12 protein-coding genes and 4 pseudogenes are annotated in these 13,348 nt (G+C 71.5%); 6 read left to right on the top strand and 10 right to left on the bottom strand.

The window, feature by feature from the left end; translation table 11 throughout:
- The first annotated feature begins 12 nt into the window (after positions 1-12).
- Positions 13-546, top strand: a complete 534-nt coding sequence (locus OG299_RS39035) for a SigE family RNA polymerase sigma factor (RefSeq protein ID WP_327364226.1) — start codon at positions 13-15, stop codon at positions 544-546.
- Positions 543-1,349 (top strand): hypothetical protein, encoded by an 807-nt coding sequence (locus tag OG299_RS39030; protein ID WP_327364225.1) that lies wholly within the window; start codon positions 543-545, stop codon positions 1,347-1,349. The genes OG299_RS39035 and OG299_RS39030 overlap by 4 nt, the downstream gene beginning before the upstream one ends.
- Here OG299_RS39030 and OG299_RS39025 read toward each other — a convergent pair.
- The 8 genes and pseudogenes from OG299_RS39025 to OG299_RS38990 all read right to left on the bottom strand — a co-directional run bounded on the left by OG299_RS39025 (position 1,280) and on the right by OG299_RS38990 (position 8,844).
- Positions 1,280-2,161 (bottom strand): hypothetical protein, encoded by an 882-nt coding sequence (locus OG299_RS39025; RefSeq protein ID WP_327364224.1) that lies wholly within the window; start codon positions 2,159-2,161, stop codon positions 1,280-1,282. The genes OG299_RS39030 and OG299_RS39025 overlap by 70 nt on opposite strands.
- Positions 2,162-2,206: 45 nt before the next feature.
- Positions 2,207-3,228: pseudogene (locus tag OG299_RS39020) on the bottom strand (transporter substrate-binding domain-containing protein).
- A gap of 86 nt (positions 3,229-3,314) precedes the next feature.
- Positions 3,315-4,089: pseudogene (locus OG299_RS39015) on the bottom strand (amino acid ABC transporter ATP-binding protein).
- Positions 4,086-4,939: pseudogene (locus OG299_RS39010) on the bottom strand (amino acid ABC transporter permease). The pseudogenes OG299_RS39015 and OG299_RS39010 overlap by 4 nt, the downstream one beginning before the upstream one ends.
- 177 nt (positions 4,940-5,116) lie before the next feature.
- Positions 5,117-6,226: an aryl-sulfate sulfotransferase gene (locus OG299_RS39005; RefSeq protein ID WP_327364223.1), complete on the bottom strand. Its 1,110-nt coding sequence runs from the start codon at positions 6,224-6,226 to the stop codon at positions 5,117-5,119.
- A 26-nt stretch (positions 6,227-6,252) separates the two neighbouring features.
- On the bottom strand, positions 6,253-7,248 hold the full coding sequence (locus tag OG299_RS39000; RefSeq protein WP_327364222.1) for an ABC transporter substrate-binding protein: 996 nt from the start codon (positions 7,246-7,248) through the stop codon (positions 6,253-6,255).
- A gap of 103 nt (positions 7,249-7,351) precedes the next feature.
- Positions 7,352-8,068, bottom strand: a complete 717-nt coding sequence (locus tag OG299_RS38995; RefSeq protein WP_327364221.1) for an ABC transporter ATP-binding protein — start codon at positions 8,066-8,068, stop codon at positions 7,352-7,354.
- Positions 8,065-8,844, bottom strand: coding sequence for an ABC transporter permease (locus OG299_RS38990; protein WP_327364220.1), 780 nt, complete (start codon positions 8,842-8,844; stop codon positions 8,065-8,067). Before OG299_RS38990 ends, OG299_RS38995 begins: the two co-directional genes overlap by 4 nt.
- A 143-nt stretch (positions 8,845-8,987) precedes the next feature.
- On the opposite strand from OG299_RS38990, the gene OG299_RS38985 reads away from it, so the two are divergent.
- From OG299_RS38985 to OG299_RS38970, 4 genes and pseudogenes are all read left to right on the top strand, one after another.
- Positions 8,988-9,557 (top strand): helix-turn-helix domain-containing protein, encoded by a 570-nt coding sequence (locus OG299_RS38985; RefSeq protein ID WP_327364219.1) that lies wholly within the window; start codon positions 8,988-8,990, stop codon positions 9,555-9,557.
- A 375-nt stretch (positions 9,558-9,932) separates the two neighbouring features.
- Positions 9,933-10,358: a hypothetical protein gene (locus tag OG299_RS38980; protein WP_327364218.1), complete on the top strand. Its 426-nt coding sequence runs from the start codon at positions 9,933-9,935 to the stop codon at positions 10,356-10,358.
- Positions 10,295-10,840 carry an acyl-CoA dehydrogenase family protein gene (locus OG299_RS38975; RefSeq protein ID WP_327364217.1) on the top strand — a complete coding sequence of 182 codons (546 nt, stop codon included), beginning with the start codon at positions 10,295-10,297 and terminating at the stop codon, positions 10,838-10,840. Before OG299_RS38980 ends, OG299_RS38975 begins: the two co-directional genes overlap by 64 nt.
- A gap of 67 nt (positions 10,841-10,907) precedes the next feature.
- Positions 10,908-11,084: pseudogene (locus OG299_RS38970) on the top strand (glutathione S-transferase family protein); the annotation flags it as partial.
- A 63-nt stretch (positions 11,085-11,147) separates the two neighbouring features.
- Here the strand turns inward: OG299_RS38970 and OG299_RS38965 are convergent.
- Complete coding sequence (locus tag OG299_RS38965; protein ID WP_327364216.1) at positions 11,148-12,266, bottom strand: fatty acid desaturase family protein; 1,119 nt, start codon at positions 12,264-12,266, stop codon at positions 11,148-11,150.
- A gap of 7 nt (positions 12,267-12,273) precedes the next feature.
- On the bottom strand, positions 12,274-13,329 hold the full coding sequence (locus OG299_RS38960) for a ferredoxin reductase (RefSeq protein ID WP_327364215.1): 1,056 nt from the start codon (positions 13,327-13,329) through the stop codon (positions 12,274-12,276).
- Between the last annotated feature and the right edge of the window lie 19 nt (positions 13,330-13,348).

Raw genomic sequence — 13,348 nt, 5'->3', positions numbered from 1 at the left:
CGATCGACGGACATGGTCTTCGATGACGCGTCCGCGGAGTTCCACGACTTCTTCGAACGCCACTACGCCGAACTCGCCCGGTTCGCCCACCTCCTGACGGGCGAGGCGGACGGCGCCGACGACCTGGCTGCGGACGCCCTGATCGCGCTGTGGCAGCGCTGGGACCGGCTGCGCCAGGCCGAGTACCCACTCGCCTACGCCCGCGGCGTGGTGGCCAACCTGGTACGGTCACGCATCCGCAGCGCGGTTCGCGAGCGCCGCCGAATCGCCCTGTTCTGGTCCCGCGGCCAGGAGCCGTCGGAAGGTCCGGACGTGGCCGCCGCGGTGGACGTGCGTACTGCTCTCGCCCGGTTGCCGTTCCGCAAGCGGACATGCGTGGTCCTGCGGCACGCTTTCGACCTGTCGGAGAAGGACACCGCTCTGGCACTGGGAATATCGGTCGGTACGGTGAAGAGCCAGACCTCGAAGGGGATGGCCGAACTGGAACGGATGCTGGGCAGCACGGGAGCAGCCGGAGAATTGTTGGCGGAAAGGAGGGGCCGGTGAACGAGGAGCTCACCAGGCGGCTGCGCGCAGCCGCCGAGGCCCACCAGCCCGACCGCGCCCGCATCCTGGCACGCGTGGAACGCGGCATGTCCGGCGCTCCCGACCGCTACCGCGAGTCGTCCGGCGCGAGGCCGTGGCCCAGGGTGGCGCTCGCCTCCCTCGCCGCGGTCGGCATTCTGGCGGTCGGTGGTTTCGCCGTCGCCGCCATCGTCCAGTCCCCGCCGGCCCGGCCGGACACCTCGGCCACCCCCGCCGCGCCGTCCGCGCCGTCCGCGTCCGGGACTCCCGACTCCACGCCGTCGGCGCCCGCCACTAGCGGCCCGACCGCGCCGGACCGCTCGTCCTCGACGAGGCCCAGCCCTGCGGCGTCAGGCGGCGAGGGCCCGGCCCGGCCCGACGGCACACGCGTCCAGGACGGACCTCTGTGGTCGGCCGGCTCCTTGAACCCGGGCAGCAACACCTACTGGGCGCAGAGCGACATCACCCTCAAGACCACCCAGCCGCTCACCGCCCTCACCGTGGAACTGCGCATCACGCAGACCGGCGGAGTGCAGAGCACCGGCAGCTGGCGGACCCTGCCCGCCGACGACTTCACTGTCACCGTGCAGCACGAGGGCGGGGCAGTGGTCTACCGTTGGATCCTCAAGCCGGGCCGCACCGTCCCGGCCGGACAGCACGTCTTCGCCGGCCAGTACAACCACGCCGCCGGCGAGCGCGAGGCCGGGCACGACGGCTACCGCGTCGACGCCAACGGTCCCCGCGGCGCCCTCTCGGTCTGGGGCGGCTTCACCCCGACACGATGAGGCCATGCCCGTAGCCTGGTCGACGCCGCCGAGGTCATCCTCGGCAGCGGCCCGCCCGTGGGTGGACGGCGCGGACCGCCGCCCGGGTAGACCCGCCCGTATACCTCGGGGTCGCCTCTGATGACGTTGACGGCGGTCCCACCGAACTGCTGCTGGTCCTCGTGGATCCGGACCCAGGTGGCGCCGCAGTCGGTGGAACGGAACAGCCCGGTGACGCCCTTCACCTTCCCGCTGAGGTAGAACGCCTGGTAGTCGGCGCCCGGGACCGCCTTGAGCTGCCGCCACCCAGGCCGGTGGCCCGGGCGGTGAAGTGCTTCCCGCCGTCGGTGCTGACGTACAGGGTGCCGCCGCTGTGGGCGCAGCCGCTCCCCGGCCATCGCGACCAGCCGGCCCCGGTGGCGGATGCCGAGGTACGTGCCCAGCTCGACGGTGCGGGGCAGGAAGGGTCCGGGCTTCGTGAGCTCGAGCAGGCCGAGGATCTCGGGTACGTCACGGGGTCCCAGCCGGACCGCCTCAGGGGCGGGTTCGGCGCGCAGCGAGGTGTCGACCAGCTGGACGCCGGGGACCGAGCCGACGGTCTCCCAGCCGTCGGGCGGGGTCAGCACGCCGGCGAGCGAGCCGATCCCGCCGTCGCCGACCAGCCCGCGCAGGTCGGCCCACGCTTGCGGGTCGGCCGGGTCCGCGAGGGCCGCGGCCCAGGCGGGGTTGTCCAGGACATGCGGGGATGTGGGGGCCCACAGGCTCGTACGCGTACTGGTACTCGTACGCGCGCTCGGACCCGTGCCCGTGCCCGGCCCTGTGCGGGTGCTCATGCTGTGGGGTCTCCGTCGGTGGTGCGGCCCGGGGGCCGGGGGGGTTCAGGAGTTGGTGAGCGGGAGGCCCGGCGGGTTGACTTCCGAGGTGGTCACGGCCTCGTCGGACAGGTTCCAGGCGGCGAGGACCTGCCCGTACTGGCCCTTCTTGATCAGGTGGTTGATCGCCTCGGCCACCGGCTTGGCCAGGCCACTGTCCTTCTTCGCGGTCGCGGCGATCAGGCCCTGGAGCGTCTCCCCCGCCCCGGAGAAGGAACCCGCGTTGCGGGTGGGAGCGTTGCCGCCGGCCGTCTGCGTGATGTGGTGGGCGATGGACGGGTTCGGGCCGAAGCTGAGGTCGACCTTCTTGCCGCTCAGGGCCAGGTAGGTGCTGTTGGCGTCGGGAAAGTACTTGACAGTGAGGTCCTTGCCGTCCGCCTGCAGCTGCTTCTGCCACTCCAGCAGGATCTTCTCCTGGTTGGTGCCGGAACTGACCGCCACCGTCTTGCCCGCCAGGTTGTGGTAGTCGCCGCCGAAGTTCCAGGGGTTGTCCTTCAGCGCCTCGAAGGCCAGGTTGTCCTGCCGGTAGGAGGCGAAGTCGTACTTCTTCCTGCGTTCCTCCGTGACCGTGACGTTCGTGAAGACCACGTCCGCCTTGCCGCTGTCGATGCCGACGAAAAGGTTCTCCCAGGTGGAGTTCCTGACCACCGGCTTGAGCCCGAGTACGGCGGCCACCAGCCGGCCGAGGTCCGGTTCCACCCCGGTCAGGGTCTTCTGGTCGGTGCCCGTGTACCCGAGCGGTGGGGAGCCGGACGGCAGCGTGCTCACGCCGAGGACCAGCTCACCGCGTTCGCGGACGGCCGCCGGCAGCTGCGCCCGCAGGGCCTCCACGGCGGGGACGGTCAGCTCGGCCTCCCGGGCGGCGCCGTTGGACACGGCGCCGACGGTGAAATGTTCCCACCCGCCCCGGTGTCCTTGGCATCGGCATCGCCGCCGCACGCGGTGAGGCCGGAGGCGAGGGCCGCGGTGGCGGTCGCGGCGCCGAGGCCGCGGAGGAGTCTGGAGCGCAGGGAACGTCGGCGTTGCATGGTGTTCCTTTCCGGTTCGGGAAGGGGCGGGGGACAGCATGGGACGGGGGTGGGGGCAGGGCAGGGGCGGTTCGGGGGCGCCGGAGTCAGAGCACCTTGCTCAGGAACTCCCGCGTACGGGCGTGGGCGGGCCGGTCCAGCACCTGTTCGGGCGGGCCCGGTTCGACGATGCGGCCGTCGTCGAGGAAGACGACCTCGTCGGGGTACCTCGCGGGCGAAGCCGACCTCGTGGGTGACGATGACCAGCGTGGTGCCCCCGGTGGCCAGATCCTTGATCACGGACAGCACCTCGCCGACGAATTCGGGGTCGAGTGCGGAGGTGGGTTCGTCGAAGAGGATCACTCCGGGACGCAGCGCGAGGGCGCGGGCGATGGCCACGCGCTGCTGCTGCACCGGACAGCCGCCGCGGAAAGGCGCCGGTCCGGTCGCCGAGCCCGACGCGCTCCAGGAGTTCTCGCGCCAAGGCCCTGGCCTGCGGGCGCGGCAGCCTGCCGGTGGCCACCGGGGCCGCCGCGACGTTGTCCAGCACCGTCAGGTGCGGGAAGAGGTTGAAGTTCTGGAAGACCAAGCCGATCCGGCCGCGCTGGGCGCGGATCGCCCGCTCGCTCAGCTCCCTCAGCCGCCCGCCCTGCCGTTGGACGCCGATCAGCTCGCCGCCCGCGCTGACGTACCCGGCCTCGGGTTTCTCCAGGTGGTTGATGACCCGCAGCAGGGTGGACTTGCCGGAGCCGGAGCGGCCCAGGACCGCGGTGACCGTCCCCGGGCGCAGCGTCAGGCTCACCCCGTTCAGACCTTCCGGCCTCCGTAGGACTTGTGCACGTCGTGGACCTCGATCGCGGCGGCCCGCGTGGCGGTGGTCATCGCGCGGTCTCCTTCCGGAAGCGGGCCGGGAGCACGCGCATGCTCGCCCGGGCCCGCTGCAGGGGGGTGGGCGGTACGGTGCGCAGGGCGCCACGGGCGTAGTACCGCTCGACGTAGAACTGGACGACCGAGAGGAGGCTGGTGAGGACCACGTACCAGAAGGTGGCCACCAGCAGCAGCGGCGCCACGTCGCCGGAGTAGGTGCTGCCGAGGCTCTGCACCGTGCCGAACAGGTCGAACAGCGAGACGTAGAAGACCAGCGAGGTGGCCTTGACGAGCCCGATCAGCAGGTTGAGTAGGCAGGGACGATGGAGCGCAGCGCCTGGGGGAAGACGATCCGGGCGAACTGGTAACGCTTGGGCAGTCCCAGCGCGGCCGCCGCCTCGTGCTGACCCTGGTCGACGGAGAGCACTCCGGCCCGGACCACTTCGGCAGCGTACGCCGCTTCGCTCAGGCTCAGTCCCACGACCGCCACCACCATGTCGGTGGCCAGCCGGGACTCGCCGGATGAGCGGCACCGAGCGCAGCAGCCAGATGTACGTCCAGCTCACCGACCGCAGTACGGGGTTCGCGGACAGCCGGCCGAGGCGAGCAGGATGCCGCCCGCCAGGCCCAGGACCGCGCTGTACGCGGCAACCTGGAGGGTGATGGACAGGCCCTCCAGGATGACCGGCCGGAAGAACCAGTACGCGAAGCGGTCCCACTGGTAGAAGGGATTGGTCAGCAGCCCGTGGGCGGCCTGGGAGACCAGCACCAGCACGATGACCGTGGTGATCCACCGCCCGGGCCGGCGGCTTCGGCCGTGCGATTCGGTCAAGGACACTCCAGCAGCATTCGATGAGCGAAGAATCGAAAAGCAGCCGTCATGCCGGACGGAAGAGGCCGCCGATGTCGTGATCTGCGGCCTAAGCCAGGCAGCCCGCAAAAGGGCTGTCAACGGACCTGATCTCGGTGGACGCGGAAGCGGACGGCATTTTCATCTGCCGTACACAGAACGCCCTCCGCTGAAATAGAACGCGGCTTCCGATTACAGCCAGGGCAGTTGGTCGGCGGAGTAGCGGTAGGCGCGGAATACGGCGTTCTGGGCGCCGGCCGAGGACTCCAGGCCCACACCGTCACCGAAGGACCGGAACTGCGGGACCACGAACTCCCAGACCACGTCCCCGCTCGGGGTCACCTCGAAGAGCCGCCCGAAGGAGCCCTCGGCGATGAAGGTGTTCCCGTTGGAAAGCCGCTGCGCGCTGGACATGTACGGGCTGTAGAAGTTCTGCGGCGGGTTGTCCTCGTACGACCACACCTCCTTGCCGGTGCGCGGGTCGAGCTCGAGCACCCGCGAGTACGGCACGGAAGTCGTCTCGCGGTAGGTGCCGTTGTCGAAGACCAGGATGTTCCCGCCCTCCAGCTCGTGCGGGTGGTGCTGCTGCGCCAGGACGTCGGGGCCGATGTGCCACAGCACGGACCCGTCGGCACGGTCGACGGCCACGGTGGAGGAGGCGCTGCGGAAACCGAGCACGATCGAGCCGTCGGCGCGCTCGTTGACGGTGTTGGCCATGGGCCAGTGCTCGCGGGCGAAGTGCGGGTTGAGGGGGAACTCCTCGGGGTCGAGGTGCTCTATGGCGGCCCAGCGCCACACCTCCTCGCCCTCCCAGGTCAGCTCGTACACCACGTCCCCGTAGATCACCCCGCCGGGCGCTTCGGAGCCGGGGATGCCGCCCCGGATGCGGGCGGCGTCGGCCGGGTCCAGGGGTTCGACGACGGTGACGATGAGGTTGCCGTTGCGCAGGATCGAGGCGTCGTGGTGGTGGAAGGGGTGGCGGACCTCGCGCAGGACCGTGGAGTCGGGGGCCAGTTCCTGGAAGATGCCGCCGTGGTAGACGTCCCAGATGGGGAAGAGGGTGGGGCTGTTCGTGTCCTTGGCCGCGTAGAAGAGGTTCCCCTTGGGCAGGAGCTGCGCTTGGCGGCCGGGCGGGTGCGGGGAGTTCCAGGTGTGGGCGGTGCGGCCCTCGATGTCGACGAGGTGGATCTCGCCGGCGCTGGTGATCGGGGTGTAGAGGGTGTAGCCGCCGTAGCTGCGGGCGGGGTCGTGGGCGATCAGGCCGACGCCGCGGCGGCGCAGGGTGTTCTGGTCGACGGTCATGCGTATCTCCTCGGGTGGGGTGTGGGTCAGCGGACGGTGACAGCGGCCGGGTCGACGGCCCTCAGGGGCCCGGGGTTCAGATGCCGCTGCAGTGCGGCGCGGTCGGCGGAGCCCGGCATGTTCTGGGCGGTCTTCGCCCAGGTGGCCTCGTGCTCCAACTGGTCCAGCAGCTCGGGCGAGAGGGTCGCGCCGTAGGCGTAGCGGGGTTGGAAGGCGTCCACGTAGCCGGCCTGGAGCGCGCCCTTGGACTGGGCCAGTACGGCGCTGCGCGCGGCGGCCGGGTCGGCGGTGATCTCGTGCTGGGCCTTCAGTAGCGCCCGGAGCACGGCCGTGGTGGTCTCCTCGGTCGCCTTCGGACCGGCGACGAGCAAGGTCCGGGCCGTGTAGCCGGTGAAGGGGAGCTCGGCGTAGCGGTCGCCGAGGGTGGTGCGGGCCGAGTCGTAGAAGCTGGGGAAGGTGACCCCGGCGTCGACGTCCCCACGGGCCAGCGCCGAAGTGACCTGGTTCGGGGCGAGGTTCACGACGGTCACGTCGGCGGCCGTCAGCTGTACGGAGGCGAGCATCCGCGACAGGGCGTACTCGACGTTCGTGCCCTGGGGAACCCCGACCTTGCGGCCCTTCAGCGCGGCGAAGCCGGTGATCTGCCGGTCGGTGCGGGACAGCAGGCGCCAGTCGGAGAACCGGGACAGGTCGGCGACGATCCGCAGCTCGCGCCCGCCCAGTGCGGCCGTCACGGCGGGCAGGTCACCCACGACGCCGAGCTGCGCCTGGCCGCCGAGCACGGCGTTCAGCGCGTCCCGCCCAGTGGGCTGGGTGGTGACGGTGGCTTCGATGCCCTCGGCGGACCACAGCCCGCGCTCCTGGGCCACGTAGACGGGCGCTCCGCCGAGGTGGTCGCTCCCGGCGAGGGATACGGCGGGGCGGTCGCCGCCCGAGGGACCGGAGCCGGAGTCGCAGGCCGAGGTGAGCGCGCAGAGCAGGGCTGCAGCCAACAGTGCGGCCACGGCGCGGGGTCTGAGCATGGGGAGGGTTGTCCTTCCGGGGACGGAGGTGCAAGCAGGGTCTGGTACGGGGTCGGGGGTCGGGGATACCGGGCTTGGGGGTCGGGACTACTGGGCTTGTGGCTCAGTCGGAGCCGAGGTGACGTGCGATCAGCGAGCGCAGGTCCGGGTCGGGCGGCCCGGCGGGGACGGCGTGGTCGGCCACCACCCGGCCGGGTGTCCCGCCGAGGACGACGACCCGCTCGGCGAGGGCCAGTGCCTCGTCGATGTCGTGCGTGACGAACAGGACGGTGGTGCCGCGGCGCTGCCACAGTTCCCGCAGCAGGGTCTGCATCCGGGTGCGGGTCAGCGCGTCCAGCGCTCCGAACGGCTCGTCCAGCAGCAGTACTTCGGGTTCCGCGGCCAGGGCCCTGGCCAGTGCCACGCGTTGCTGCATGCCTCCGGACAGCTGCCCCGGGTACTTCTCGGCACCGTCCGCGAGCCCCACCTCGGCCAGTGCCGCGAGGCCGCGCCGGCGGCGCTCCGGGCGCGGCAGGCCGAGCCGCTTGAGGGCGAACTCGACGTTGCCGCGGGCGGTGCGCCACGGGAAGAGCGCATAGTGCTGGAAGACGACGCCCCGCTCCGGGCCCGGCCCCCGTACCGGGTCGGAACCCACCGTCACCCGCCCTCCGGCGGGCCCCAGGAAACCGGCCACCTGGTTGAGTACCGTGGATTTGCCGCACCCGCTGGGCCCCAGCAGCGCCGTGAACGAGCCCGCCGGGAGCTCCAGATCGGTGGGCTCCAGGACCGGGACGGCCCCGTAGCGGACCGACAGTCCCTCCAGTCGTACGCCGAGGCTCATGACGCGCTCCAGTGCAGGAACCGGCGGCCGATCGCGGCCAGTACGAGGTCGACGGCCACGCCGAGCAACCCGAGGACGAGCAGTCCCGCGAACATGCGGTCCACGCGCAGGAACTGGCCGTCCACCTGGAGCCGGTACGCCAGCCCGCTGTCCGCGCCGCCCAGTTCAGCTGCCACCAGTGCGAGCAGCGCCACCGATGCGCCGTAGCGCAGTGCGGCGAGCAGCGCGGGGGCGGCGGCGGGCAGCAGCACCTCGGTGAACCGCCGGTGCAGCGGCGCCCCCAGGGACCGGGCGGCCCTCAGGTGGGTCGCCGGCACCCGCGAGACCCCGTCGTGAACGTACAGCCAGACGGCGAGCAGCACGGCGTACGCGATGAGCAGGCGCTTGGCGGTCTCCCCGATGCCGAACCAGGCGGTCGCGAGGGGCACCAGCGCGATGGCCGGGATCGGCCGCAGGAAGGAGATCACCGGGGAGACGGCGGCGGACAGCCTCGGCAGGTAGCCGGTGGCGAAGCCCAGTGCGCTGCCGACCAGTGCGCCCAGCGCGAATCCCTGCCCGGCGCGGGCGAGGCTGGCGCCGAGATCGGCGGCCAGCATGCCGCTGCGGGCACTGTCCGCGAGCGCGGCTGCGGTCTCACCGGGGGTGGGCAGCAGCCCGGGAGACACCGCTCCGGACCTGGCGAGCAGGTACCACAGCGCGAGCACGGCACCTGCGGAGCCCAGGGCCGGGCCGAGCCGGCTGACGGCCCTGCCGGGCGGTGAGGGGGTGGCGTGCACGGGGCGGCTCCTCGTTCGGTTCCTCGCTCGTTGATAAGTGAGGTCAATAATTGACCACGCTTATGAAGGGAGTGTTGCGGCAGTGCAAAACCTCGCCCGGGCGCCCGGCCGCCCTCCATCGGCGATGAGGTACGTTCACCTGCATGTCTCGACCCGAACCCACGCCAGAGGCGATCGAGGTCGGACGGGTGATCCGGAGCTGCCGCAAACAGCGCGGCGTCTCCATGGCCGTCCTCGCCACCCGCTCGGGCCTCTCCCAGCCCTTCCTCAGCCAGCTCGAACGCGGCCTCGCCACACCCAGCCTCACCTCGATCTACCGGATCGCGGAAGCGCTGGACGTCGCCCCGGGAGCCTTCCTGCGACCGCCCGCACGCCCGGGTGCGGTCAGCCACGAGAGCGACCCGCAGGTGATCCGCGTGAACGAGGCCGCGGGGCAGACCGCCCAGGTCCTCATCCCCGGCGGGCGCAGCGCGCTGATGGAGGCCTACGAGCACCACTTCGAGCCCGGCCAGGGCGAGCGCGGCTGGTTCGAACACCCCGGCGAGGACTTCCTCTACGTACTGGAGGGCGAGATCGTCCTGGAGGTCGAGGGGGAGGCACCGCTGACCCTGCGCGCCGGCCAGAGCGCCCACCACCGGGGCGAAGTCCCGCACCGGTGCCGCCTGACGGGCCCCGCCGCCGCGCGCACCCTGCTGGTCATCGCGAACGCTTAGGCGAACTCCCCGCGTTCACCCGCCCCCTGACGGGTGGTCCTGCCGCGCTCCCCTCTCCCGACTTCGAGCCGACGGGCCTGTGACCCGTGCCGTCTTTCATTCCAAGACCGAACTGTCCACCATGCGGCCACACTCTTGCCGGGAAGACCGCTTCGGACGAGTATCCCTATCAATCCGATGGGAGAGGTGGGGTTTGGTGAGTGCCGTCGGCCAGTCCTCCGACGCCGCCCGCACTCCGCCGAGCCGGACCCCTCCGGCCAACCGGCCGACGCCGCCCGACAACGTTTCCGGAGTAGGCGACATGAGCACCGCGATTCCCCCCGACGCCGCTGCCCGCCCGTCCCCCGCGCCCCGCAGCGGCACGCGGGCCTGTCGGTGACGCCGAGCACCGCCGGCGGCCGCTCCGCCGACGAGCGGCGGGGCGCAATCCTGCGTACCGCCCGTGCCGTGGCGGACGACCTCGCCGCGGACGCCATCCCCAGAGACCAGGTCGGCAGGCCGCCGACCGACGAGACGGCCAGGCTGCGCGAGGCGGGCCTGCCCGCGGCCCTCACTCCGCCCGGGCCGGGCCGCGGGGCGGACTGGCGCACCGGATGCGCCGTCATACGGGAGATAGCCGCGGCGGACAGCTCCGTCGGAGACGTCCTCGCCCGCCATTACGTGCACGCGCGGAGCGGGCGCTTCTACGCGGGTCACCACCTCGCCACCGCCCTCGAGGAGGAGTCGGTGCGCGGGCAGTGGCTGTGGACGGCGCAGTCCACGTCCCCTCCCCCGACGATGAGACCGCTGGGCCGGACCTGACGCTCAGGCCGCGCGGCGGCGGCTACGTGCTGAACGGGTCCCGGTCCGTGGACACGGCGGTGGCCGTCGCCGACCAGATCGTGCTGGACGCCGCCTGCACCACGACCGGTGACGTGCTGGTCGTACGGATCCCCTCCAAGGCGCCGGGCGTGACCATGGAGCCCGCCCACGACCGCCTCGGGCAGCGCGTCGCCGGCGCGGGCCGGGTGGCCCTCGAGCGGGTCGCCGTCGCGCCCGCGCAGGTACTGGGCCGCCGGCCGCAGGACGAGGAGTCGACCGCGCCCTTCACCGCGCTCGCCGAGCCGGCGCTCCGGCTCGCCCTGTGCCACGTCGGCCTCGGCATCGCCGAGGGCGCGCTCACCGAAGCACGCGACCTCAGCCGGGGCGGCCGCGCACACCGGTCGCCCGGCGCGGACGCGGACCCCATCGGCGAGCACTACCTCAACGGCTCGCAGCGCGCGGTGGCGGCCGCCTTCCTCTGACAGTGATCATGTGACTGGTGGTTCTGCTGATGAGCCTGACTCGCCCTCTCACTGACGTCGCAGGCTCGCGGCGGTGTACCGCATCACCGACCACCCGCACGTGTGGTCGTACGCCCGGCGGCTGGCGGCACATCCCGCCTTCGCCTCCCGCCTCGACCTGGACGGCATCGCCCGCAGGCACCACGCGCACTGCCGGGGCACGGAGGCCGCCGGCGCGGCGGTCCGGATCCTGGACTGGACGAGCGGCGTGCAGGGCGCCTTCAGCGCCGCGGAGACGACAGCGGCCGAACGCATCGGGTACCGGGAATCAGGCCGCGACGAGCTCCTGCTCGCGGTCCGGCGTCTTGACCTTGGGCCTCTTGTTCGGCAGCGAGAGCCGGAAGACCTTGCGCCACGCGGAGAACACCTGCTTGGGCAGCGGCCCGGTGACGTACTCCAGCTCGTACTTTTCGAACAGCGCGCGCACCTTCACCGCGACCTCGGCGTACCGGTTGCTCGGCAGGTCCGGGAACAGGTGGTGCTCGATCTGGTGCGACAGGTTGCCGGTCATGAAGTGCATGGCCCTGCTCCCGCTGATGTTCGCCGAGCCCATCATCTGGCGCAGGTACCACTGGCCGCGCGTCTCACCCTTGATCGACCGGCGCTCGAAGACCTGCACGCCCTCGGGGAAGTGCCCGCACATGATCACCGAGTGGGACCAGATGTTGCGGACCAGGTTCGCGGTGAACGTGGCGGCGAGCGTGGTGAGGAACGACGGGCCCGACAGCAGCGGGTGGATCACGTAGTCCTTGAGCACCTGCTTGCGGATCTTGCGGCCCACGGCCTTGGCCCGCGCGCGGAACTCCGGGTTCTTGCGGCGGCGCTTGTGCAGGTTCTTGCCGAGCTCCAGGTCGTACGCCGCGATGCCGTACTCGAAGAAGCAGGCGTTGAGGAAGTTCCACAGCGGCTGGCCGAGGTGGAAGGGGTGCCACTTTTGATCCTCGTCGACGCGCATGATGCCGTAGCCGAGGTCGTTGTCCTTGCCGATCACGTTGGTGTAGGTGTGGTGCAGCTCGTTGTGCGAGTGCTGCCACTGGTCGGACGGCGAGACGTGATCCCACTCCCAGTTGGTGGAGTGGATCTTCGGGTCCCGCATCCAGTCCCACTGCCCGTGCAGGACGTTGTGGCCGATCTCCATGTTGTCCATGATCTTCGCCACGGACAGCCCGGCGGTGCCGATCAGCCACGCGGGCGGGAAGAACGAGAACAGCAGCACGCCCCTGCTTGCCAGCTCGAGCTTGCGCTGCGCGGAGATGACCTTACGGATGTAGGCGGCGTCCTTCTCGCCGCGACCGGCGATCACCTCGTCGCGGATCGCGTCCAGCTCGCGGCCGAGCTCCTCGATCTGCTCCGCGGTCAGGTGGGCGGTGGGGTCGATGGCGGTCAAGGTGCTCCTACCGTTCGATGTCGCAGGGGCCCGCCGCGGCGGACACGCAGGTCTGGATGAGGACGCCCGGCTCGGCCTCGGTGATCTCGCCGGTGCGCAGGTCGCGGACGGCGCCCGCCTTGAGCGGCGTGACGCAGCCGAAGCAGATGCCCATGCGGCACCCGGACGGCATGAGCACGCCGGCCTCCTCGCCGACGTCCAACAACGGAGTGGCGCCGTCCGCGTCGACGGTCTTGCCGGTGGCGCTGAACGTGACCTCGCCACCGTCACCGGCGACGACGATGCTGGGGCGGAAGCGTTCGGTGTGCAGGCGCTCTGGGACGCCGCGTTCGCTCCAGAGCTCTTCGGCGGCGCCGAGCAGGCCCGCGGGGCCGCAAGCCCAGGTCTCGCGCTCGGCCCAGTCGGGCACGAGTTCGTCGAGACGGGCTATGTCGAGCATGCCGTCCGTGTCGGTGTGCACCTCGGTGAGCCGCAGCTTCTTGTCCGCGACCAAGTCGTGCAGTTCGTCGCGGAAGATCACGTCTTGCGGCCGTGGCGCGCAGTGGACCATGACGACGTCGTCGAACTCGATGTCGCGCAGCATGCCCATTACAGGCGTGATGCCGCTGCCGGCCGTCAGGTAGAGCACCTTGGCGGGCTTGGCCTCCGGCAGCACGAAGTCACCGGTTGCCTGGTCGAGCTGGATCAGGGTGCCCGGTTTCGCCCTGCGGACCAGGTGGTTGCTGACCTTGCCGTCCGGGATCGCCTTCACGGTGATCGTGACGCGGCCGTCCCGGCGGTTGGTCGGCGAGGTGATGGAGTACGCACGCCACAGGCGCCTCCCGTCGACGTCGACCCCGATCCGCAGATACTGACCGGCCGTGTGACCGCGCCAGCCCCGTCCCGGCCTGATCACGATGGTCGCGGCGTCACCCGTCTCGGGGTGCAGGGCCTCGATGCGCCCCCGCAGGTCAGCGCCCGCACGCAGCGGGCTGACCAGGTCGAGGTAGTCCGACGGCAGCAGCGGCGTCGTGACCATCTCCAGCAGTTTCCACGCCCTACTGCGGAGGGCTGCACTCGTCATGACTCCAGCTTGATGCGCC

This window comes from Streptomyces sp. NBC_01296 (assembly GCF_035984415.1).
Classification (GTDB): Bacteria; Actinomycetota; Actinomycetes; order Streptomycetales; family Streptomycetaceae; genus Streptomyces.
Note: the sequence above shows the minus strand (reverse complement) of the source record. Positions and strands in the feature narration are given on the sequence as shown.